This is a genomic window from Streptomyces sp. NPDC046308, from assembly GCF_055588065.1.
The window spans coordinates 619,720-640,718 of sequence record NZ_JBVJFB010000003.1; the positions used below are offsets into that span (position 1 = coordinate 619,720).

Here is a 20,999-nt window from a genome sequence, read left to right on the forward strand (position 1 = left end):
ATGTGCTCCCTCCTGCTGATCGTTGGATCAGGGTAGGCGCACAAAGGTGACGGGAAGCGGAATTCAGGCGGTCAGCCAGGCGCGAAGTCGTTCCTCGCAGTGCAGGATCGCCTTGGTCTCGACCCGCTCGTCGACCTTGTGGGCCAGCAGTGCGTCTCCCGGGCCGTAGTTCACCGCCGGGACGCCCAGCGCGCTGAAGCGGGAGACGTCCGTCCAGCCGAACTTCGGCATGGCCCGGCCGCCGACCGCCTCCATGAACGCCGCGGCCGCCGGGTGCGAGAGGCCGGGGAGGGCGCCGCCGGAGGAGTCGTCGACGACGAACTCGGCGATGTCGCAGTCCGCGAACACCTCCCGTACGTGGGCCAGGGCCTCGGCCTCCGTACGGTCGGGGGCGTAGCGGAAGTTGACCGTCACCGTGCACGCGTCGGGGATGACGTTGTTGGCGACGCCGCCTTCGATGCGCACCGCGTTGAGGCCCTCGTGGTACTCCAGGCCGTCGATGACCGGCTTGCGCGGTTCGTACGCCGCGAGCCGGGCCAGGATCGGGCCGGCCGAGTGGATGGCGTTGGAGCCCATCCAGCTGCGGGCGGAGTGGGCGCGCTCCCCGGCGGTGCGCAGCAGGACCCGCAGGGTGCCCTGGCAGCCGCCCTCGACCTCGGCGTTGGAGGGTTCCAGCAGGACCGCGAAGTCCCCCGTCAGCCAGTCGGGGTGGGCGCCTGCGACCTTGCCCAGACCGTTGAGGTCGGCGGCGACCTCCTCCTGGTCGTAGAAGACGAAGGTGAGGTCCCGGTTCGGCTCGGGCACGGTCGCGGCGATGCGCAGTTGTACGGCGACGCCGGACTTCATGTCGGTGGTGCCGCAGCCCCACAGGACGTCGTTCTCGTCGAGGCGGGACGGGACGTTGTCGGCGATCGGCACGGTGTCGAGGTGGCCGGCGAGCACGACGCGCTCGGCGCGGCCGAGGTGCGTGCGGGCGACGACGTTGTTGCCGAAACGGTCCACCGTCAGGTGCGGCAGGCCGCGCAGCGCGTCTTCCACGAGGTCGGCGAGTACCTTCTCGTCGCCGCTCACGGACGGAATGTCGACGAGCCGGGCGGTCAGCTCGGCGGCGTCCAGGGTGAGGTCCAGCTCGGATTCGGACATGGAACGACCCTAACGCCCCGGACTGGGAGGGGGCCTCGCCGTCCGGCCGGTGGACGCGTCATATGCCTCAAGTACGGTGGGCCGCGTGTCCGAGAACCGTGTTTCCCGTCCTCGCCGCCGCCGCCCGCTGCGCGCGGCCGTCGGTCTGCTCGTTCTCCTCGCCCTGGTCGGCTACTTCGCCGTCCAGCGTGCCTCGAACGGCGGCGGCGGCGCCCCGTACTGCACGGCCAGGGTGTACTCGGGCAACCACGACGGAACCTCTGAATCGTACGAAATGTCCCCGGAGCAGGCGGCGAACGCGGCGACGATAGCCGCGGTCGGCGTGGCGAAGGGCCTGCCGGACCGGGCGGTGACGATCGCGCTGGCGACCGCCATGCAGGAGTCCGCGCTGCGCAACCTCGACCACGGCGACCGCGACTCGCTGGGCCTCTTCCAGCAGCGGCCCTCGATGGGCTGGGGCACGCCGGAGCAGATCCGGGACCCGGTCTACTCGGCGGGCATCTTCTACGACCACCTCGTCGACGTGCCGGGGTACTCGCGGCTGCCGCTGACGGTGGCCGCGCAGAAGGTGCAGCGCAGCGGGTTCCCGCAGGCGTACGCGAAGCACGAGCCGGACGCGATCGTGCTGACGGCCGCCTTCGGCGGCGACGGCATCCTGGAGTGCGGCGGTCCCGAGCCCGTCGGGCCCGGCGACCCGGAGAAGGTGCGGGCCGAGATGGTCCGGATCTTCGGCAAGGACGGCCTGCACACCATGCCCCCGCAGGCCGGCCAGGCGGGCCAGGCCGGCCGCAACGGCGGCGGCAAGGGCGGCCCGGAGGCCGAGGTCACCCTGAAGGAGAAGGCGAACGGCGGGGAGGCCGCGGTTCGCCGCAGCCGGGCGATGGCTCACTGGGCGGTGGCCCACTCCAAGGAGATGGGGATCTCCCGGGTGTCCTACGACCTGCGCGCCTGGGTCGGGGGGCAGGGCCGGGGCCAGTGGCAGCAGAAGGGCGGCACGGGGGCGAAGGACGGGGACGGGGACCCGCGCAACGCGGACACGGGCGAGGTACGGATCTTCATGGCCCGCTGACCCCGTCCGCCGACCCCCGTCCGGGCCGGCCCGCACCGGCTCCGGCCGTCTGGCCGGCCGTCCGGCCGTCCGGCCCTCCGCAGGGCCCTGACGACACGCCGGGGCGGACACCCGGCCGCGCGTACGAGCGATCACTCCTGCGAGGGTGATCCGTTGGGCCGGCCACGGACCCCGGGACGGACGGAAGCCCTGGTCGGCGCGTGTCCGATGCGCTTGTCGCGGAAGCCGATTAAACGATGCGTTACCGATCCTTTACCCACCGGCACCGCAACTCCACCCGCCCTGCGAGCGGTTAGTCACGGCGTACTCAGCCGCTACCGCTTAGGAGCAACATGTCTCTCCCCCTGACCCGTCGGATCGCCCGTGCCGCGCTGCTCCTCGCAGCCGGGGCAGCGCCCGTGGTCGGTGCGGCCGGCGCGGCCAGCGCCGCCGGTCTGGAGTCCGTGCCGCAGCTGGGCGCACTCACCGCGCAGGACGCGCCCGAGGCCGCCACCGACGCGACCGCGGGTGCGGCCACCGACGCGGTGGGCTCCACCGCCAAGACCCTGCCGGCCCCGGCCGCCGACGTGGCCGGCAAGGCGGGGGGCCTGCTCGGCGGGCTGCCCACCACCAAGGAGCTGCCCGTCTCCCAGCTCCCCGTGGCCGAGCTGCCCGTCGGCAGTGTCCTGCCGGCGGGACTGCCCGGTGGCGCGCCGCTGGGCGGCTGACGCCCGCGGGAAACACCGAGGGGGCCGGGAGTGCGAACTCCCGGCCCCCTCGGGCCGTTCCGGACCGCCGCCGCTCAGCCGAGGCGCTTGACCGCCGCCTCGACGCGCTCGTCGGTGGCGGTGAAGGCGACGCGCACGAACCGCGCGCCCGCCTCGCCGTAGAAGTCGCCGGGCGCCACCAGGATGCCCAGGTCCGCGAGGTGGGCGACCGTCTCCCAGCAGGGCTCGTCCCGGGTCACCCACAGGTAGAGGCTCGCCTCGCTGTGCTCGACCCGGAAGCCGTGCGCCTCCAGGGCCGCGCGCAGCGCGGTGCGGCGGGCCGCGTAGCGCCCGCGCTGCTCCTCGACGTGCTGGTCGTCGCCGAGCGCCGCCACCGTGGCCGCCTGCACGGGGGCGGGGGTCATCATGCCGCCGTGCTTGCGGATCTCGAGGAGTTCGCCGAGCACGTCCGCGTCACCGGCGATGAAGGCCGCCCGGTAGCCGGCCAGGTTGGAGCGCTTGGAGAGGGAGTGGACGGCGACGATGCCCTCGTACGAGCCGCCGCAGACGTCGTCGTGGAGGACGGAGACGGGCTCGGCCTCCCAGCCGAGCTCCAGGTAGCACTCGTCGCTGAAGAGCAGGATCCCGTGCTCGCGCGCCCAGGCCACGATCCGGACCAGGTCTTCCTTCGGAATGACCTTTCCGGTGGGGTTGGACGGGGAGTTGAGCCACAGCAGCTTCACGCCGGCCGGGTCGAGCGCGGTGGGGTCGTCGTAGACGACGGCCTCGGCGCCGCACAGCCGCGCGCCGACCTCGTACGTCGGGTAGGCGAGCCGGGGGTAGGCCACCTTGTCACCGGCGCCCAGGCCCAGCTGGGTCGGCAGCCAGGCCACCAGTTCCTTGGAGCCGACGACCGGCAGGACGTTGCGGTGCTCGGCGGCGCTCGCGCCGAGGCGCCCGCGCAGCCAGCCCGTGATCGCGTCGCGCAGGGCGGCGGTGCCCCACACCGTCGGGTAGCCCGGGGAGTCGGCGGCCTCGACCAGGGCCCGCTGGATCAGCTGCGGCACCGGGTCCACGGGCGTGCCGACGGACAGGTCGACGATGCCGTCCGGGTGGGCCGCCGCCGTCTTCTTGTACGGCTCCAGCTTGTCCCAGGGGAAGGCGGGAAGACGGTCGGATACTGCGGCCACGATGGTCTCTGCTCTCTCTGAGTACTGGCTGGTAGCGGGTCCGCAAACGCCTCGGTCCCGTGCGGCGACGAGGCCGTACGGGACCGAGGGGCGCGTCTGCCTGAAGGGTCAGTGCTCGCCGTTGATTCCGGCAGGCAGCGCGGCGACGAAGGGGTGGTCGCGCTCGATCAGGCCCAGCTTGGAGGCACCACCGGGCGAACCGAGCTCGTCGAAGAACTCGACGTTCGCCTTGTAGTAGTCCTTCCACTCTTCCGGGGTGTCGTCCTCGTAGAAGATGGCCTCGACCGGGCAGACCGGCTCACACGCACCACAGTCGACGCACTCGTCCGGGTGGATGTACAAGGACCGCTGGCCCTCGTAGATGCAGTCGACGGGGCACTCTTCGATGCATGCCTTGTCCTTGACGTCGACACAAGGCTCCGCGATGACGTAGGTCACGCTCTCGTTCCTCCTCGGTAGGGCTTTCCATATCGCGCGGGAGCGCGGCGTCGTCGATGCCCGCACCTAGTATCTCCGTTCCCGGGCACGATCCGAACAGGAGGGGCGGACAGAGCTGTGGAAATCAACGCCGGAGGACTGCTGGAGGTCCGAATTACCCCGGCTGACGTGGGTAAACGTGTCTCTGTACGACGGGTGGAGGCCCGGCTGAGCGGATCACCCGAGTTCACGGACACGGTCGGTGTTCTCACATCCTGGGACCAGGGTGTGCTGCTGATCACAAAGAAGAACGGGCAGTCCGTCCGCATCGCGGAATCCTCGCTGGTGGCGGGCAAGATCGTGCCTCCGGCACCGGCCCGGCGGCGGGGTCCGGCGGCCTCCTTCGAGGAGCTGTCGCGGGTCGCGGCGCGGTCCTGGCAGCCGCTGGAGAGCGAGCGCCTCGGCGAGTGGACGCTGCGCGCCGCCGCCGGTTTCACCCGGCGGGCCAATTCGGTCCTGGCGGTGGGCGACCCGGGCATACCGCTGGACGATGCACTCGCGCGAGTGACCTCCTGGTACGCGGAACGAGGGCTTCCGGCCTATGTGCAGGCCTCGACCGGGGCCGTCGGCACGCAGGAGCTGCTCTGCGCGGAGCTGGAACGGCGGGGCTGGGCGTCCGAGGTGTCGGCGGAGGTACGGATCGGGGCGCTGGCGACGGTCGCCGACGTGGCGGCGCCCGCCGCCGGATCCGTACGGCTGACCCGCGTCCCGGACGAGGAGTGGCTCGGACGCTACGGGAAGGTCGGCGACCCGGACGTGGCGCGGCGGCTGCTGGTGGAAGGGCCGTCGGTGTGGTTCGCGGCGCTGCCCGGGGGCCGGGCCGTCGGGCGGTGCGTGGTGGACGGGCGGTGGGCCGGCTTCTCGGCGGTGACCGTCGATCCCGTGGAGCGCCGGCAGGGCCTGGCGACGGCGGTGATGGCCGCGCTGGCCCGCCGGGCGCTGGAGGAGGGCGCGTCGGCGGCGTGGCTGCAGGTCGAGACGGACAACGCGGGGGCGCTGGCGCTGTACGACGGGCTGGGCTTCGCGACGCACCACGCGTACCACCACTACCGGGCGGCGGGGTGAGTCCGGTGGACTGGCGGGAGCAGTTCGCGGCGGAGGCCCGCTCGGAGCGGCCCGATCTGGCGCTGCTGTGCCTGCTGCTGGCCACGGAGGCGGACCCGGACCTGGACGAACGCGCCATGGACTGGGCGCAGATCGAGCTGGACCGGCTCGCCGGGATGCTGCCGTACGGGCTGCGGGGCGCGCGGGCGTGGGCGTCGGCCGTGACGGAACTGCTGGGCGGACGGCTCGGCTTCCACGGCACCCCGGCGGACTACGGCCGGCTGTCGTCCTCGCTGCTGCACGAGGTCCTGCGGCGGCGCCGCGGCCTCCCGATCCTCCTGTCCGTCGTCTGGCTGGAGGTCGCCCGGCGGGCGGGGGCGCCGGTGTACGGGCTGGGGCTGCCCGGGCACTTCGTGGTGGGCTTCGGGGACCCCGAGGAGGGCGTGGTCGTGGACCCCTTCGCGGGCGGCGCGTCGCTGGGCGCCGGGCCCGCGGAGCTGGCGTCGGGGCCGCGCACGCCGGCCGACACCCTGGCGATCGTGCTGCGGATCCTGGGCAACATCCGGGCCTGGGCGTCGACCCGCCCGGAGCAGTCGGGCGTGGCCCTGTGGACGCTCGACCTGTCGCTGCTGCTGCCGTCGCACCCGGCGGCGCTGCGGTACGAGCGGGCCCGGCTGCTGGTGGAACGGGGCGCGTTCCAGGAGGGCGCGGCCGAGCTGGACGCGTACGCAGGCGTCGTCGCCGCGATCGACGCCGACGCGGCGGCCCGCATCCACGCCGAAGCCGTCTCCGCCCGCGCCCTGCTGAACTGACCGGGGCTCCGCCCCGGACCCCGCGCCTCAATCGCCGGCGGGGCTTGATTTTCCGACGCCGGCGGCAATCCAGCCCCTCCGGCGTTTGAGGAGCGGGGGCGGAGCCTCGGGGGGCGGGGCTGCGGCTAGAGCCAGCCCTTCTCGCGGGCCACGCGCACGGCTTCGGCACGGTTGCGCGCCGCCAGTTTCTGGATCGCCGTCGAGAGGTAGTTGCGGACGGTGCCCGCCGACAGGTGCAGCCGCGCCGCGAGTTCCGCGTTGGTCGCGCCCGACTCCGCCTCCCGCAGGACCTCCCGTTCGCGGTCCGTCAGCGGGTTCGCGCCCTCCGCCAGGGCCGCCGCCGCGAGCGTGGGGTCGATGACGCGCTCCCCGTGGAGGACCTTGCGCACCGCCTCCGCCAGCTGCGCGGCCGGCGCGTCCTTGACCAGGAAGGCCGAGGCGCCCGCCTCCATCGCGCCGCGGAGGTAGCCGGGGCGGCCGAAGGTGGTGAGGATGACGATGCGCAGGTCGGGCAGGGCCGTCCGCAGGGCCGCGGCCGCCTCGATGCCCGTCATTCCCGGCATCTCGATGTCCAGCAGCGCGACGTTCACGTCGTGCGCGCGGGCCGCGTCCACCACCTCGTCGCCGCGGGCCACCTGCACGAGCACCTCGATGTCGGGTTCCAGGCCGAGCAGGGCGGCGAGCGCCTCGCGGACCATCGACTGGTCCTCCGCCAGCAGGACACGGATCGGGCGTGAGGTCATGATCCCGATCCTAGGGCCAGCGGGACGCGGGCCGTGAGGGCGAAGCCGGTCCGGCCGGCGGGGCCCGCCGACAGGCTGCCGCCGACCGCCGCCAGACGCTCCGTCAGGCCCGTCAGGCCGTTGCCGGGGGCGGCCGGGCCGCCGGGGCCGCCCGAGCCGTCGTCCGTCACCGTCAGCTCCAGCACCGGCCCGTCCAGCGTCTGGCGCGTCTCCAGGGTGACCCGGCAGCGCTTCGCCCCGCTGTGCCGGACCACGTTCGTCACGGCTTCGCGCAGCGACCAGGCCAGGGCCGATTCCGCTTCCTCCGGGAGCTCTCCGGACGGCTCCGCCGGGAGGTCCGCGACCACGCCCGCCGCGGCCAGGGCCGTCCGGGCGCCGGCGAGTTCGCCGGGCAGGGTGGGCCGCCGGTAGCCGCTCACCGCCTCGCGCACGTCGACCAGCGCCTGCCGGCTGACCCGTTCGATGTCCGCGACCTGCCGGGCGGCCGCCTCGGGCTGCCCGGGCAGCATCCGGCCCGCCAGCTCGCTCTTCAGCGTGATCAGCGACAGCGAGTGCCCCAGCAGGTCGTGCAGGTCGCGGGCCATCCGCAGGCGTTCCTCGTTGGCGGCGAGCTGGGCCACCGTGGCCCGCGCCTCGCGGAGTTCTATCGTGGTCCGGATCATCGCGCGGACGCCGACCATGGCGAACCCGCCCATCAGCGCCGGGATCAGCAGGCCCGCCAGGTAGGCGGTGCCGCCGGGGACCGCGGTCGCCGTGACCGCCAGCAGGGCGGTCGTGCCGAGGACGGTCCAGCGGGAGTACTGGGCCGGCAGCGCGGCCCCGGAGGAGATGGCCACGTAGACGAAGAGCACGAGCCATTCGCGGCCCAGGGTCAGCGACAGGAGCGTGGCCTGGGCGGCGAGGACCGCCAGGGAGAGCAGCACCCGGCGGACCGGCATCGGGCGGGCGGTGCGGAAGACCAGCACCAGGTACCAGGCGACGAAGGCCGCGAGGCCCAGCCCACCGAGCAGCCGGACCCCGGGGCTGTGCCCGCCGCTGATCAGGTCGGTGACGGGGGCGCTCAGGTAGAACAGCCAGATGCTGATCCAGAGCGCCTTCACCGTCTTCTGGCGGCGGCTCTCCGGTACTTTGCCGATGGCCGGGAAGTCCCGGTCCTCGCGTTCCTTCGTCAGTGCCACGGGTTCATGCCTTCAGTGAGTCCTTGCGGTACAGCCAGGCGGCGGCACCGGTGAACAGTACGAAGTACCCGGCGAGGATCGCCACGTCCTTGGCGTGCGGTGCGCCGCCCAGCTCGATGGCCTGGCCGAGGCCGGCGTAGGCGTGGGTGGGGAGCCAGCTCGCGATGGTCTGGAGCCACTGCGGGAAGTTCGTCGTGGGCATCCACAGGCCGCCGAGGATCGACAGGCCGAAGTAGAACAGCATCGAGACGGGCCGGACGCTGTCGCCGTCGGCCAGGTATCCGATGGCGACGCCGAGCGCGGCGAAGACCAGGCTGCCGGCCCAGATCGCGCCGGTGAGGGCGAGCCACTGCCAGGCGTCGAACCGTACGTCCTTGGTGACGGCCGCCACCGCGAAGACGGTCAGGATGGCGGGGAGCGAGAGGACGCCGGCGCCGGCGGTCTTGGCGAGGACGTAGCCGTGGCCGGGGAGGGCGGTCAGCCGGAGCTGGCGGACCCACCCCCGCTCGCGCTCCTTGGCGATGCGTTCGCTGTTGCCCACGAGGACGGCGGTCAGGGCTCCGAAGGAGGCCATGGCGACCATGTAGAAGGCGGGCATGGTCAGCTCCGTGCCCATGACCTTGGTGGTGCCGTCGAGGGTGCCGCCGAGCATCAGGAAGAGGGCGGCCGGGTAGAGGACGGTGAAGAAGAGGTACTTCTTGTTCCGCAGGGCGCGGACGATCTCCAGCCTGATCAGGGCGTTCACAGGGCGGCCTCCTCGGCCTCGGTGAGGGCGACGAAGGCCTGTTCCAGGCCGAGGCCCGCGACCTCCAGATGGCGGGGGTAGAGCCCGAGCGCGTACACGGCGTGGACGGTCGCGTCGGGGTCGGCGGACTGGAGCCGCACGGTCGCGCCGTGCCGCTCGAAGGCGGTGAGGGCGGGCAGCGCGCGGAGCACCTGCTCGTCCACGGCCTCCAGGGCGTCCAGCTCGAAGGAGACCTTCCGGGCGCCGGCCCTGGCCTTGATCTCGGCGGCGGTGCCGTCGGCGAGCAGCCGGCCCTTGCCGAGGACGAGCACCCGGTCGGCGATCGCGTCCGCCTCCTCCAGGTAGTGGGTGGCGAAGAGCACCGTGCGGCCCTGGTCGGCCTGTTCGCGCATGGTGGCCCAGAAGGACTGGCGGGCGGTGACGTCCATGCCCGTGGTCGGTTCGTCGAGCACGATCAGGTCGTTGTCGCCGGTTGTGGCGAGGGCGAAGCGCACCCGCTGCTCCTGGCCGCCGGAGAGCTTGTCGACCTTGCGGTCGGCGATCTTGTCGATGCCGGCGCGGGAGAGGACCTCGTCGACGGGGTGGGGCCGCGGGTGCAGGGCGCAGCCGAGCGCGACGATCTCCCGTACGGTCACCTCCTCCATCAGGCCGCCGCTCTGCAGCATGGCGCCGACCCGGCCGGCGGCGACGGCCTCGCGCGGGGTGGTGCCGAAGAGCCGTACGGAGCCGGAGTCGGCGGGGCGCAGGCCGAGCAGGAGGTCGAGGGTGGAGGACTTCCCGGCGCCGTTGGGGCCGAGGAGCGCGACGGTCTCGCCCGGGTGGAGTGCGAGGGTGAGGCCGTCGACCGCCCGGACCGTGCCGTAGTCCTTGGTCACGTTCTCGAAGCTGACCACGGTGTCGGTGGCGGTTTTCGCGGTGCGTGCCGCGGTCGTCGTCGTCATGGGTAGAGATTCGCCCGTACGGGGTCCCGCGCGGCAGTGCCGGGCGTCGTGTGTGCCGGATGACGGATGTCATGCGGCGGACATGACAGTGCCCCCGCCCGGGGGTCCGGGCGGGGGCACTGGTCCGTCGTGGCGCGGCGCGGGTCAGCTCGCGTTGGTGTCGATGACGACGGTCCGCTCGGCGGTGGTCTTGCCGCGCAGGGCCTTGCCGAGGGCGCCGGCGACGTCCTGCGGGGTGACGGCCGTCTTGGCGCCGGTGCCGCGGGTGATCAGGACCCCGTCGAAGGTGTTCCCGTAGACCTCCTTGAGCGCCTCCAGGTCGAACTTCTCCGTGAGGCGGCCGTCGACGGCCTGCATGCTGAGGAACTTCGGCAGGGACTTGGAGCCGAAGGGGAGCGACTTGCCGCCCGCCTTGACCGTGGCGATGGCGGACATCGCCGGCTCCGCGAACTCCTTCATCGCCCGGTCCAGTTCGGCCTGGGTGACGGCCGGCTCCTTGGTGGTGGTCGGCAGTTCGGCCACGGCCGCCTTGCCGGTGGCGACCTGGTCGCGGAAGGCCTTGGTGACCAGGTCGACGGAGCCGTCCACGTCCAGGGTGGTGCCGGGCTTGCCGGGGACGGCGACGGCCTTGCCGGTGTCGAAGGTGATCGTGCCCTCGGTGGCCGAGCCGGCCGTGCCCGCGAGCTCCTGGAGCGCGACCTGGAGCTTCTCCTCGTCGACCGGCATCACGGGGTCGGCGACTCGCTCGTTGCCGAGGAGGGAGCCGATGACCGTGACGGGGTTGTAGTCGCTGCCGGCCGCGTTGCGGACGGTGGTCTGGCTGTCGAGGGTCAGCCCGGCCTTGTCGGGCTTCAGCTCGACCTGCTTGCCGCCGACGTTGAGCTGGATCGGGGTGGAGGCGCGGGTGCCGAAGGCCGTCTGGAGCTTGGCCACGGCCTCGTCGCGGCTGCCGCCGATGTCGACGCCGAGGACGGTGGTGCCCTTGGGGACGTCGGAGTGGTTCAGGAGCAGCCCGGCGCCGTAGGCCACGCCGATCAGGGCCACGACGGCGCCGCCGAGCAGGACCAGCTTGGAGCGGCCCTTCTTGGCGGGCTTCGCGGTGTCCTTCGGCTGGGCGGGCGCGGGGCGCGGCGCCGCGGGTGCCGGTGCGGGTACGGGGGTCGGCGGCGGCGTGTCCAGCTCGGGGCCGGGCCAGCTCGCCGCCTCCTCGACGCGGGGGCCGGCGCCGGGTCCGGCGACCGGGCCGGAGCCGTAGCCGGGGCCGCCGGTGGGTCCGGCGGGCTGGCTGCCGTAGACGGGGAAGGCCTCGGTGACGGGGCCGCCGTCGCCCTGGTCGCTCCCGTACACCGGGAAGCCCTGGGTGGACCCGACGCCCGGGCCGCCGGGCGCGGGCGGCTGGGCGTAGCCGGTGTCGTAGTCCGCCACGGGCGGCGGCGGGGTGCGCGGCGGCGCGTAGGCGCTGTCCGGCGCCGGCGGGGCCTGGGTGCGCGGCGGGGGCGCGTAGCCGCCGCCCGGCACGGGCGCGGGCGAAGTCGGGCCGGGCGCCGTGCCGGGCACGGGCCGCTGTGCGAGCGGGGGCGGCGGGGCGGCGGCGGCCGGCGGCATCTGCGCGGCGGCGGGCGGCGGCGGGGCGGTGGGGGCGGCGCCCGCGGGCTTGCGGGGGGCGAACCAGTTGCTGGTGGCCGGCTCCTCGGCCTCGGCCGGGCGCTGGGCGGGGGCCGGCGGGGCCTGCTCCGGCTCCCGCTCGGCCTCGATCCTCGTCGGCTGCGGCCGCTGCGCGGGCGCGGGCGCGGGCTTCGGCTCGGGCGTCTGCTCCGGCCCCTGCCCGGGCGCGGCGGCGGCCGCGCCGGAGTTGGTGCCCATCGACTTGCGCACGACCACCGGCGGGATCGGCCGGGAACCGGGGATGTTGATCCGGATCCGGGTCGTCAGGGTGGTCTCGGTCTTGGGCCCGTCGGATTCGGGCGTGGACGGCTTCGAGGTCACAGGGTTCTCCTCTGGAGCGGTCGACGCGCCAGGTCCGGACGACACGGTCGTGGACGGGTGCTGGCCGGTTCCGTACGGCGGCGTCCCCGAGGGGTATGCGGCTCCACCGTGCCCCTTGGGCCCGGAGGACGAACTGTCGGTTTCACGACTCAAGGCAGGTTCTCCCGGTTGGCTCCGCCGCCCGTCATACCGTGCGCGGGCAGCTCGGCGGCCCGTCCACCATACTGGCCGCCGCCCGCACGCAACTGACGGCCGGGATTCAGGGGTTCCGCACGGGGCCCGTCAAACCCCCCTGAACCGGCCCCGGAGACCCCGTGAGCGGCCCTGCCCCGATCTCCCTACGAGGTCCGACACCACGTCACTTGGCGGAGCGCGCGGCCGAAACCGGCCGGTCCAGCGGACCGCGCATCGTGGCACACATCACAGCGAGCACCGTTCCCCCCAAAAGGTAGGCGTACATGCCGATTCCGGACGAACTGAGGAGGAAGTCCCCCTCGGGCCGCGGAACGCTGAGCATCACGTACGCGAGGAACCAGCCGGCCGCGGCCCCGCCCACGCCGAGGGCGGTACCGAGGGCGATCCGGCCTCCGAGGAACAGACCGAAGAGCGCCAGCAGGGCGAGCAGCAGCCCGCCGGGGAACCACAGGTCCACCACCAGCCAGCCGGCCGCACCCGTCAGCGCGCCGGCGACGACCAGGCCCAGGCAGCCGGCGATCCGGCCCACCGTCATGCGGCCGGTCATGCCCGCACCCCGGCGAAGAGGTCGTGCTCGCGCGTCCCCTCCGGTACGCCCGGCCGGCCCTCGGCCAGTTCGTAGTACTCGCGGGTGAAGAGCGGCTGCGCCAGGTCGTTGGAGAGGGCGAAGACGGGCCCGTCCACGGCGATCTGGGTGGCGTGGGCCCGCATGGCGGCCGCCTTCGCCGCGACGAAGGCATCCTCGGCCGCGATCTCGGCCGTGATCCGCTCGTCGGCCACGACACCCGGCACGTCCTCGGGCGAGCCGAGCCCCGGGAAGGGGTTGCCGGCTCCGGCGGCGCGCAGCCGGGCGAAGCCCTCCTCGACCACGGAGAGCGGTACGCGGTTCCAGTAGATCTTCCCGATGGCGTGCGGGTCGCCGAGGTCGCGCCGGTACGCGGTCTCCGAGGCCAGTTCGGCGGCGCGCATGGCGACCCGGTGGGCCTGGATGTGGTCGGGGTGCCCGTAGCCGCCGTCCGGGTCGTACGTGACGAGCACCTGGGGGCGCAGCTCGCGGATCACCTCCACGAGGTACGCGGCCGCCTCGTCCACGTCGGCGGACCAGAAGGCCCCCGGGCGGGTGTTCTGCGGGGCGCCCATCATCCCGGAGTCCCGGTAGCGGCCGGGGCCGCCGAGGAACCGGTGGTCGTGGACGCCCAGCTCGGCCATGGCGGCGGCGAGTTCGCCGACGCGGTGGGCGCCGAGGGTGTCGTCGCGGTCGGCCGCCAGGTGGGCGAGGGCGGGCGGGATGACCTCGCCCTCCTCACCGAGGGTGCAGGTCACCAACGCGACGTGGGCGCCCTCGGCCGCGTACTTGGCCATGGTGACGCCGTTGTTGATGGACTCGTCGTCCGGGTGCGCGTGCACGAGGAGCAGACGACGGGCGGGAAGACCGTTCATGGGCCTAGCCTACGAGGCACGGCTCAGAACTTGAGGCCACTGATCATGCTCGCCACGTTCGAGGTGAGCTGGCTCAGGGTCGGGGCGATGGTGGAACTCGCCAGGTAGAAGCCGAGCAGGACGCAGACGACCGCGTGTCCCGCCTTCAGGCCGGCCCTCCGGACCAGCAGGAAGACGATGATCGCCAGCAGCACCACGGCGGAGATCGAGAGTGCCACGGCGTTTCACCTCCACGTCGAGCGGACATCGGTACGCGCATTCGCGCTCGGCGAGAGTCATACCCACCGTGCGCTACGGATCATAACTATCCGTGCCAGCGCATCGATCGAAATCCGGCAGCACGAGGGGCGCATGGCGCGCACGGGTGGGGTCACGGGGAGGTCGGCCGGGGCGGCTGTGCGCCTCCCCGGCCGACTGTCGGCACCCGCACGGCCGCACGCCACACAGGCTGCATGCCCCAGATCTCGGGGCAGAAACGGTCAAGTTGCCCCCGTGTAAACCGCGTTGCGGGGCGGCGGCCGCACCCGCGTCCCCCACCCCACGGGTGGCCGGAAATGATTGGTCGGCGGCGAGCGTGTCCCACGGGGCGGAACGCCGCCGGACCGGCCGGGACTACTCCGGCGGCATCTGCGGCACCACCTGTTTCTCCGCCGCGAAGTGACATGCCGAGGGATGGGCCGCCGGGCCCGAGGGGAAGACCTCCGGCACCGCGAGCAGCGGAACCTCCGCCGCGCAGCGCGGCTCGGCCTTCCAGCAGCGGGTGCGGAAGGGGCAGCCCGACGGCGGGTTGGCCGGGGACGGCACGTCGCCGGAGAGGATGATCCGCTCGCGGTGGGCGCGGGCCTCCGGGTCGGGCACGGGGACGGCCGAAAGGAGGGCCTGGGTGTACGGATGGGTCGGGTGGTCGTAGATCTGGCTGTCGGTGCCGATCTCCACGATCCGGCCCAGGTACATGACGCCCACCCGGTCCGAGATGTGCCGCACGATCGACAGGTCGTGCGCGATGAAGACGTAGGAGAGGCTGAAGTCCTTCTGGAGGCGGTCCAGGAGGTTGATCACCTGCGCCTGCACGGAGACGTCGAGCGCGGAGACCGGCTCGTCGGCCACGATGATCTCTGGCTGGAGCGCGAGGCCGCGGGCGATGCCGATGCGCTGGCGCTGGCCGCCGGAGAACTGGTGCGGATAGCGGTTGATGTACTCCGGGTTCAGGCCGACCACGTCGAGGAGGTCCCGGACCTTCTGTCGGCGCGAGCCCTTGGGAGCCACCTCGGGGTGGATCTCGTAGGGCTCGCCGATGATGTCGCCGACCGTCATGCGCGGGTTCAGCGAGGTGTACGGGTCCTGGAAGACCATCTGGATGTTGCGGCGCACGGCCTTCAGGGCGCGGCCGGACAGCTTGGCGAGGTCCTCCCCCTTGTAGAGGATCGAACCCGCCGTCGGCCGCTCCAGGTTGACCAGCATCTTGGCCACGGTCGACTTCCCGCAGCCGGACTCGCCGACGATGCCCAGCGTCTCGCCGGCGCGCAGGTCGAAGGAGACCCCGTCGACGGCCTTGACCGCGCCGACCTGTGTGCGGAAGACGATGCCCTGGGTCAGCGGGTAGTGCTTGACCAGGTCCTTCACTTCCAGAAGGGACTCAGCCATGGAGGCACTCCTTCCAGAAGAAGCACGCGCTGGTCCGCTCCTCGGCGACCTGCGCGAGCGGCGGGACCTCGGCACGGCAGACGGCCTGCGCCATCGGACAACGCGGGTTGAAGGCGCAGCCGGGCGGGATGGCCAGCAGGTTCGGCGGCAGGCCCTTGATGGCGTACAGCTCCTGCCCCTTCTGGTCCAGGCGCGGGATGGAGTCCAGCAGGGCGCGCGTGTACGGGTGGGCGGGCGCCTTGTAGATCTCGTGGACGGGGGCCGCCTCGACGATCCGGCCCGCGTACATGACGGCGATCTTGTCGGCCACGTCCGCGACCACGCCCAGGTCGTGGGTGATCAGGATGAGGCCCATGTTCAGCTCGCGCTGCAGCTCGGCCAGCAGGTCCATCACCTGCGCCTGGACCGTCACGTCCAGGGCCGTCGTCGGCTCGTCCGCGATGATCAGCGAGGGCTCCAGGGCCAGCGCCATGGCGATCATGATGCGCTGGCGCATGCCGCCCGAGAACTGGTGCGGGAAGTCCCCCACCCGCTGCTTCGCCGCCGGGATCCGCACCCGGTCCATCAGCTCGACGGCCTTGGCCTTGGCGTCCTTGCGGGACATCCCGCGGTGCACCTCGTACATCTCGCCGAGCTGCTTGCCCACGCTCAGGACCGGGTTCAGCGACGAGAGGGCGTCCTGGAAGATCATCGCCATGTCGGCGCCGCGGATCCTGCGCCGCTCCTCCTCCTTCATCGTGAGGAGGTCCTTGCCCTTGAAGAGGATCTCGCCGCCCGCGATCCGGCCCGGCGGCATGTCGAGGATCCCCATCACGGCCTGGGCGGTCACCGACTTGCCGGAGCCCGACTCGCCGAGCACGGCGAGGGTCTCGCCCTCGTCCACCGAGTAGTCGACGCCGTTGACCGCCTTCGCGACTCCGTCGCGCGTCTTGAATTCCACGTGCAGGTCGCGGACTTCGAGCAGCATGTGCGGGGCTCCTCAGCGCAGCTTGGGGTCGAGGGCGTCGCGCACCGCGTCGCCTAGCATGATGAAGGCGAGCACCGTGATGCTGAGCGCGCCGGCCGGCCAGAGCAGCATGTGCGGGGCGTTGCGGATCTGCGAGGCCGCGTTGGAGATGTCGATGCCCCACGAGACGGTCGGCGGGCGCAGTCCGACGCCGAGGAAGGACAGGGTGGCCTCCAGCGCGATGTACGTGCCGAGCGCGATGGTGGCGACGACGATGACGGGGGCGACCGCGTTGGGCGCCACGTGGCGCAGCAGCATCCGGCTGTTGCCGGCGCCCAGGGCCCGGGCGGCCTGGACGTAGTCGTTCTGTTTGGCGGTGATCACCGAGCCGCGGGCGATGCGGGCGACCTGCGGCCAGCCGAGGAGCACGATGAAGCCGACCACGGGCCACACGGTGGTGCTGGTGACGACCGACAGGAAGACCAGGCCGCCGAGGACCACCGGGATGCCGAAGAAGATGTCGGCGACCCGGGAGAGCAGCGCGTCGCCCCAGCCGCCGAAGAATCCCGCGAGCCCGCCGAGGGCCGAGCCGAGCAGGGCGGCGCCGAGGGTGGCGCAGACGCCCACGGTGATGGAGGCGCGCGCCCCGTACACCGTGCGGGTGTAGACGTCGCAGCCCTGGGTGTCGTAGCCGAAGGGGTGGCCCGGGGAGGATCCCTGCTGCGATTTGGACAGGTCGCACTGGAGCGGGTCGCCGCTCGCGATGAGCTGCGGCCAGATCGAGATGATGACGAGGAAGAGGATCAGCAGCGAGGAGAGGACGAAGACGGGGTTGCGGCGCAGCTGGTGCCAGGCGTCGGACCACAGCGAGCGGGCCTTCTCGGTGGGTCCGGGGCCGGTCGGCCCGGCGGTCTTCTCGATGCCCTCGACGCTTTCCGCCTCCTCCAGCGCGAGATCCATGGGCCCTCCCTGGCCGGTGGGGGAGACCGCCTCGTGCCGGCGGGGGCCGACGGGGTCGTATCCGCCGGGGCCCTCGGCGCGCTCGGGCGGCTCGGGCTCGGGCTCAGGCATAACGGATCCTCGGGTCCAGGACCGCGTAGAGCAGGTCGACGAGCAGGTTCGCGAGCAGGAAGACGATGACGAGGATGGTCACGAAGCCGACGACGGTGGGCGAGTTGTTGCGCAGGATGCCCTGGTAGAGCTGGTAGCCGACGCCGTGGATGTTGAAGATCCGCTCGGTGACGATGGCGCCGCCCATCAGGGCGCCGATGTCGGTGCCGATGAAGGTGACCACCGGGATCAGCGAGTTGCGCAGCAGGTGGCGGGTGACGACCCGGCTGCGGGGCAGGCCCTTGGCGGTGGCCGTGCGCACGTAGTCGGCCTTGACGTTCTCGGCGATGGAGGTCCGCGACAGCCGGGTGACGTAGGCGAGGGAGACCAGCGCGAGGACGATGCCGGGCAGGATCAGCTCGTTGAGGGGCGCCTCCGGGGAGACGGTGGGCCGTACCCAGCCCCATGTGACACCGAAGAGGTACTGGAGGAGGTAGCCCGTCACGAAGGTCGGCACGGAGATGACCACGAGGGTGGCCACGAGCACGGAAGTGTCGACGGTCTTGCCGCGGCGCAGCCCGCTGAGCACGCCGAGGGTGATGCCGATGACGACCTCGAAGAAGATCGCGACCAGGGTCAGGCGCAGGGTGACGGGGAAGGCGGCGGCCATCAGCTCGGTGACGGACTGTCCGTTGAAGGCCGTGCCGAAGTCGCCCTGGAAGATCTGGCCCATGTAGTGGAGGTACTGCTTCCACAGGGGCTGGTCGAGGTAGAGGTCCTTGCGGATGCGGGCGGCGGTCGCGGGGTCGGGGGCCTTGTCGCCGAAGAGGGCCGCGACCGGGTCGCCGAGCGCGTACACCATGACGAAGATCAGGAACGTGCTGCCGATGAACACCGGGATCATCTGGAGCAGCCGCCGGATCACATAACGTCCCATGGACTGCTCCAGGATCGATCCGAAACGTGGGTCAGCCGACCTTGATCTGGTCGTACACCGGGACGCTGAACTGGTTGAGCGCCACGTCCGAGAGGCGCTCGGCGTAGCCCGCGCTGCCGTTCTGGTACCAGAGCGGGATGGCCGGCATCTGCTCGGCGAGGATCTTCTCGGAGTCCTGGAACTTCGCGACGGCCTTCGCCGGGTCGCTCTCCTGGTTGGCCTCGTCGACGAGCTTGTCGAAGTCCGGGTTGCTGAACTTCCCGTAGTTGGAGGACGCGCCCGTGTAGTAGAGCGGCTGGAGGAAGTTCTGGATCAGCGGGTAGTCGGCCTGCCAGCCGGAGCGGAAGGGGCCGGTCAGCTTGAAGGCGCTCTGCTGGTTGCGGAAGTCGGCGAAGGTGCCGATCGGGTTGACCGTGCACACCGGGCCCTCGCCCAGCGCGTTGTTGACGCTGTTGCAGACGGCGTCCATCCAGTCGCGGTGCGAACCGGTGTCCACGTTGGAGGTCAGCGTGACCTTGCCGCCGGGGAGCCCGCCGCCCTCCTGGATGAGCTTCTTGGCCTCGGCCGGGTCGTAGACGCAGGCGTCGCCGCAGACCGTGGCGGAGAAGCCGCCCTTCTCGCCGAGCGCCGGCGAGGTCCAGTCCTTGGCCGGGGTCCGGGTCTCGCGGAAGATCTGCTTGGTGATCTCGTCGCGGTTGATCGCCCGGGAGATGCCCTGGCGGACCTTCTCCATGCCCGGCTTGTTCCACTGCGCGTCGTACAGCGGGAAGGTGAGGGTCTGGATGATGAGGGCCGGCTGGTTGATGTACCGGTCGCCGAGGTCGTTCTTGACGTTCTTCAGCTGCTGCGCCGGGATGTCGTCGACGAGGTCGAGGTTGCCGGAGATCAGGTCGGTGTAGGCGGTGTTGTTGTCGGTGTAGACCTTCAGGTCCACGCCGCCGTTCTGCGCCTTGTCCGCGCCGGGGTACGCGTCCCACTTGCGCAGCTTCATGCCGGTGCCCTTGGTGTACGAGTCCACCGTGTACGGGCCGTTGCCGACGGGCTTGTCCAGCCAGCCGGTGTGGTCGGTGAAGAAGGCCTTGGGCAGCGGCGAGAAGGCCTGGTAGCCGAGGGTCTCGGGCCAGGTGGAGAACTTGTTCTTGAGGGCGACGGTGAAGGTCTTGGCGTCCTTCACCACCAGGCCGGACATCGTCTTCGCCTTCGGCTCCCCGGAGGCCGGGTGCACGTCCTGGTAGCCGACGATGTCGGAGAAGAACGGCGCGTTGTTCTGCTTGTTGCGCACGTCCGCGCCGTAGTTCCAGGCGTCCACGAAGGACTGCGAGGTGACCGGCTCGTCGTTGCTGAACTTCCAGCCGTCCTTCAGCGTGATCGTGAAGTTCTGACTGTCCGTCGTCTCGATCTTCTCGGCGAGCATGTTGTTCGCCTCGCCGGTCTTCGGGTCGTAGCGCTTGAGACCCCGGAACAGCATGTCGAGGACCTTGCCGCCCTGCACCTCGTTGGTGTTGGCGGGCTCCAGCGGGTTCTGCGGGTCACCCCACGAAGAGCTGACGACCCCCGCGTCGCCGCCGCCCCCACCGCTGTCGCTTCCGCCGCCGCAGGCCGTCGCCGCGAGGGCGACGGCCACCGCACATGCGGCCCACTTGGCGTGGGTGGCTCCGCGCATGGAGTGCCTCCTAGGGGTCCCAGACTCACTTAGGGGCCAATGTCACCCTATGTGTGGTCCCGCACACTCCTCGTTGGACCGATTGCACCCGCGCGTCTCGCCCCTGTCACCCCTGCGAGTGCAACGGCAGCTCCCAGGAGTCGACCGCGTAGTGCGGGCCCATGCCGTGCGCCTGGTAGAGCCCGAGTGCGCCCGTTTCGTTGTGGGTGTCCACGCCGAGGCCGATGGTGTCGCGGCCGCGGGCGGCGTAGGCCGCGAAGCAGTGGCGCAGTAGGAAGCCGCCGAGGCCGCGGCCGCGCAGTTCCTTGGCGACGCCGATGTGGCCGACCCAGGCCATGCTGGTGCGGTCGTCGCGGCTGAGCAGGACGGCCGCGTCGCCGTGGCCGGGCAGGTTCGCGATCCAGACCAGGGACCAGTCGAGGCGGCGGCCGTCGATGTGGTCCAGCCAGCTCTCGTACGGGCGGTCCACATGGCCGAAGTGCGCCGCGAAGGTCTCCTCGATCAGGGCGTGGGCCCGGCGGCGGTCGGCCTCGTCGTCGGCGCAGTGGCGCAGGGTGAGCCCGGCCGGGACGGCCGGCGGGAGGTCGGCGGCCGGCGACAGGGAGCGGGTCATGACCTGGTAGCGGCGGATGGTGCGGTAACCGCGCCCGGTGAGGTGGGCGAGGTCGAGGGTGGGCTCCACGTTGAGCTGGAGCCGCAGGACGCCGCAGCCGGCGGTCAGCTCCCGGGCCCTGGCCTCCATGCGCTCCAGCAGCAGGACGGCGGCCTCGTCGTGGCCGGGCAGGACGTAGTGGTCGCCGTCGACGCGGCCCGGACCGGAGTCCGCCCAGACGAGGGCGTAGGCCACGAGCCGGCCGTCCTCGAAGGCGAGCCAGGAGTCGGTGGCCAGGTCGACGTCGGGGGCGTTGAGGTCGGACTCGACGGTGCCCAGGTCGGTTTCCGGGCGGCCGATCTCGATCACGTCGACGGCGTTGAGGAGGGCGCAGATGTCGGCCGCGTCCCCGGGCCCGGCGGGCCGTACGGTAAGGGTCATTGCCTCACTCTCCGGGCCGCGCTCCCGGCGCCGCAACCGGGTTTCCGGGAGCCGTACGGAAACGGCCGGTCCCCGGT

At 72.2% G+C, this 20,999-nt stretch carries 21 protein-coding genes; 4 read left to right on the forward strand and 17 right to left on the reverse strand.

Features of this window, described 5'->3' with window-relative positions:
• Positions 1-63: 63 nt before the first annotated feature.
• On the reverse strand, positions 64-1,143 hold the full coding sequence (gene dapE, locus ACZ6JT_RS16635) for a succinyl-diaminopimelate desuccinylase (protein WP_376619130.1): 1,080 nt from the start codon (positions 1,141-1,143) through the stop codon (positions 64-66).
• A gap of 85 nt (positions 1,144-1,228) precedes the next feature.
• Between dapE and ACZ6JT_RS16640 the strand changes: the two genes are divergently transcribed.
• Complete coding sequence (locus ACZ6JT_RS16640) at positions 1,229-2,212, forward strand: hypothetical protein (RefSeq protein ID WP_469210461.1); 984 nt, start codon at positions 1,229-1,231, stop codon at positions 2,210-2,212.
• Between the two features lie 332 nt (positions 2,213-2,544).
• Positions 2,545-2,919: an ATP-binding protein gene (locus ACZ6JT_RS16645; protein ID WP_469210463.1), complete on the forward strand. Its 375-nt coding sequence runs from the start codon at positions 2,545-2,547 to the stop codon at positions 2,917-2,919.
• Positions 2,920-2,993: 74 nt separating this feature from the next.
• Here ACZ6JT_RS16645 and dapC read toward each other — a convergent pair whose 3' ends face one another.
• Positions 2,994-4,088 (reverse strand): succinyldiaminopimelate transaminase, encoded by a 1,095-nt coding sequence (dapC, locus tag ACZ6JT_RS16650; RefSeq protein ID WP_469210465.1) that lies wholly within the window; start codon positions 4,086-4,088, stop codon positions 2,994-2,996.
• A gap of 108 nt (positions 4,089-4,196) precedes the next feature.
• Entirely contained in the window at positions 4,197-4,526 is a 330-nt protein-coding gene (gene fdxA, locus ACZ6JT_RS16655; RefSeq protein WP_030011906.1) for a ferredoxin, read from the reverse strand.
• 117 nt (positions 4,527-4,643) lie between these two features.
• On the opposite strand from fdxA, the gene ACZ6JT_RS16660 reads away from it, so the two are divergent.
• Positions 4,644-5,630: a GNAT family N-acetyltransferase gene (locus ACZ6JT_RS16660; RefSeq protein WP_469210467.1), complete on the forward strand. Its 987-nt coding sequence runs from the start codon at positions 4,644-4,646 to the stop codon at positions 5,628-5,630.
• Between the two features lie 5 nt (positions 5,631-5,635).
• A complete protein-coding gene (locus ACZ6JT_RS16665; protein WP_469210469.1) occupies positions 5,636-6,421 on the forward strand; it encodes a transglutaminase-like domain-containing protein in 786 nt (261 codons plus the stop codon).
• Positions 6,422-6,546: 125 nt separating this feature from the next.
• Here ACZ6JT_RS16665 and ACZ6JT_RS16670 read toward each other — a convergent pair whose 3' ends face one another.
• From ACZ6JT_RS16670 to ACZ6JT_RS16735, 14 genes are all read right to left on the reverse strand, one after another.
• A complete protein-coding gene (locus ACZ6JT_RS16670; protein ID WP_469210471.1) occupies positions 6,547-7,164 on the reverse strand; it encodes a response regulator in 618 nt (205 codons plus the stop codon).
• Entirely contained in the window at positions 7,161-8,342 is a 1,182-nt protein-coding gene (locus ACZ6JT_RS16675) for a sensor histidine kinase (protein WP_469210473.1), read from the reverse strand. Before ACZ6JT_RS16675 ends, ACZ6JT_RS16670 begins: the two co-directional genes overlap by 4 nt.
• Before the next feature lie 4 nt (positions 8,343-8,346).
• A complete protein-coding gene (locus tag ACZ6JT_RS16680) occupies positions 8,347-9,087 on the reverse strand; it encodes an ABC transporter permease (protein WP_469210475.1) in 741 nt (246 codons plus the stop codon).
• On the reverse strand, positions 9,084-10,028 hold the full coding sequence (locus tag ACZ6JT_RS16685; RefSeq protein WP_469210477.1) for an ABC transporter ATP-binding protein: 945 nt from the start codon (positions 10,026-10,028) through the stop codon (positions 9,084-9,086). Before ACZ6JT_RS16685 ends, ACZ6JT_RS16680 begins: the two co-directional genes overlap by 4 nt.
• A 144-nt stretch (positions 10,029-10,172) precedes the next feature.
• Positions 10,173-12,167 (reverse strand): peptidoglycan binding domain-containing protein, encoded by a 1,995-nt coding sequence (locus ACZ6JT_RS16690; RefSeq protein WP_469210479.1) that lies wholly within the window; start codon positions 12,165-12,167, stop codon positions 10,173-10,175.
• A 205-nt stretch (positions 12,168-12,372) separates the two neighbouring features.
• Positions 12,373-12,756, reverse strand: a complete 384-nt coding sequence (locus ACZ6JT_RS16695; protein ID WP_376620285.1) for a DUF6113 family protein — start codon at positions 12,754-12,756, stop codon at positions 12,373-12,375.
• Positions 12,753-13,649 carry an N-acetyl-1-D-myo-inositol-2-amino-2-deoxy-alpha-D-glucopyranoside deacetylase gene (mshB, locus tag ACZ6JT_RS16700; RefSeq protein WP_469210480.1) on the reverse strand — a complete coding sequence of 299 codons (897 nt, stop codon included), beginning with the start codon at positions 13,647-13,649 and terminating at the stop codon, positions 12,753-12,755. Before mshB ends, ACZ6JT_RS16695 begins: the two co-directional genes overlap by 4 nt.
• A 23-nt stretch (positions 13,650-13,672) precedes the next feature.
• Positions 13,673-13,867, reverse strand: coding sequence for a hypothetical protein (locus ACZ6JT_RS16705; protein WP_030012369.1), 195 nt, complete (start codon positions 13,865-13,867; stop codon positions 13,673-13,675).
• Positions 13,868-14,261: 394 nt separating this feature from the next.
• On the reverse strand, positions 14,262-15,293 hold the full coding sequence (locus ACZ6JT_RS16710; RefSeq protein WP_469210482.1) for an ABC transporter ATP-binding protein: 1,032 nt from the start codon (positions 15,291-15,293) through the stop codon (positions 14,262-14,264).
• The gene (locus ACZ6JT_RS16715; RefSeq protein ID WP_469210483.1) at positions 15,286-16,260 is read right to left on the reverse strand and encodes an ABC transporter ATP-binding protein; all 975 of its coding nucleotides are present in this window, start codon (positions 16,258-16,260) and stop codon (positions 15,286-15,288) included. The genes ACZ6JT_RS16710 and ACZ6JT_RS16715 overlap by 8 nt, the downstream gene beginning before the upstream one ends.
• 12 nt (positions 16,261-16,272) lie before the next feature.
• A complete protein-coding gene (locus ACZ6JT_RS16720; protein ID WP_469210728.1) occupies positions 16,273-17,199 on the reverse strand; it encodes an ABC transporter permease in 927 nt (308 codons plus the stop codon).
• Between the two features lie 103 nt (positions 17,200-17,302).
• Positions 17,303-18,226: an ABC transporter permease gene (locus ACZ6JT_RS16725; protein ID WP_469210486.1), complete on the reverse strand. Its 924-nt coding sequence runs from the start codon at positions 18,224-18,226 to the stop codon at positions 17,303-17,305.
• A gap of 31 nt (positions 18,227-18,257) precedes the next feature.
• Complete coding sequence (locus tag ACZ6JT_RS16730) at positions 18,258-19,889, reverse strand: peptide ABC transporter substrate-binding protein (RefSeq protein ID WP_469210487.1); 1,632 nt, start codon at positions 19,887-19,889, stop codon at positions 18,258-18,260.
• Between the two features lie 106 nt (positions 19,890-19,995).
• Positions 19,996-20,922 (reverse strand): GNAT family N-acetyltransferase, encoded by a 927-nt coding sequence (locus ACZ6JT_RS16735; RefSeq protein WP_469210489.1) that lies wholly within the window; start codon positions 20,920-20,922, stop codon positions 19,996-19,998.
• Positions 20,923-20,999: the final 77 nt, after the last annotated feature.

Coding starts and splice junctions, on each gene's coding strand:
- dapE (WP_376619130.1), bottom strand. CDS start 1,143: ATGTCCGAATCCGAGCTGGACCTCACCCTGGACGCCGCCGAGCTGACC.
- ACZ6JT_RS16645 (WP_469210463.1), top strand. CDS start 2,545: ATGTCTCTCCCCCTGACCCGTCGGATCGCCCGTGCCGCGCTGCTCCTC.
- ACZ6JT_RS16670 (WP_469210471.1), bottom strand. CDS start 7,164: ATGACCTCACGCCCGATCCGTGTCCTGCTGGCGGAGGACCAGTCGATG.
- ACZ6JT_RS16685 (WP_469210477.1), bottom strand. CDS start 10,028: ATGACGACGACGACCGCGGCACGCACCGCGAAAACCGCCACCGACACC.
- ACZ6JT_RS16695 (WP_376620285.1), bottom strand. CDS start 12,756: ATGACCGGCCGCATGACGGTGGGCCGGATCGCCGGCTGCCTGGGCCTG.
- mshB (WP_469210480.1), bottom strand. CDS start 13,649: ATGAACGGTCTTCCCGCCCGTCGTCTGCTCCTCGTGCACGCGCACCCG.
- ACZ6JT_RS16710 (WP_469210482.1), bottom strand. CDS start 15,293: ATGGCTGAGTCCCTTCTGGAAGTGAAGGACCTGGTCAAGCACTACCCG.
- ACZ6JT_RS16715 (WP_469210483.1), bottom strand. CDS start 16,260: ATGCTGCTCGAAGTCCGCGACCTGCACGTGGAATTCAAGACGCGCGAC.
- ACZ6JT_RS16720 (WP_469210728.1), bottom strand. CDS start 17,199: ATGGATCTCGCGCTGGAGGAGGCGGAAAGCGTCGAGGGCATCGAGAAG.
- ACZ6JT_RS16725 (WP_469210486.1), bottom strand. CDS start 18,226: ATGGGACGTTATGTGATCCGGCGGCTGCTCCAGATGATCCCGGTGTTC.
- ACZ6JT_RS16730 (WP_469210487.1), bottom strand. CDS start 19,889: ATGCGCGGAGCCACCCACGCCAAGTGGGCCGCATGTGCGGTGGCCGTC.
- ACZ6JT_RS16735 (WP_469210489.1), bottom strand. CDS start 20,922: ATGACCCTTACCGTACGGCCCGCCGGGCCCGGGGACGCGGCCGACATC.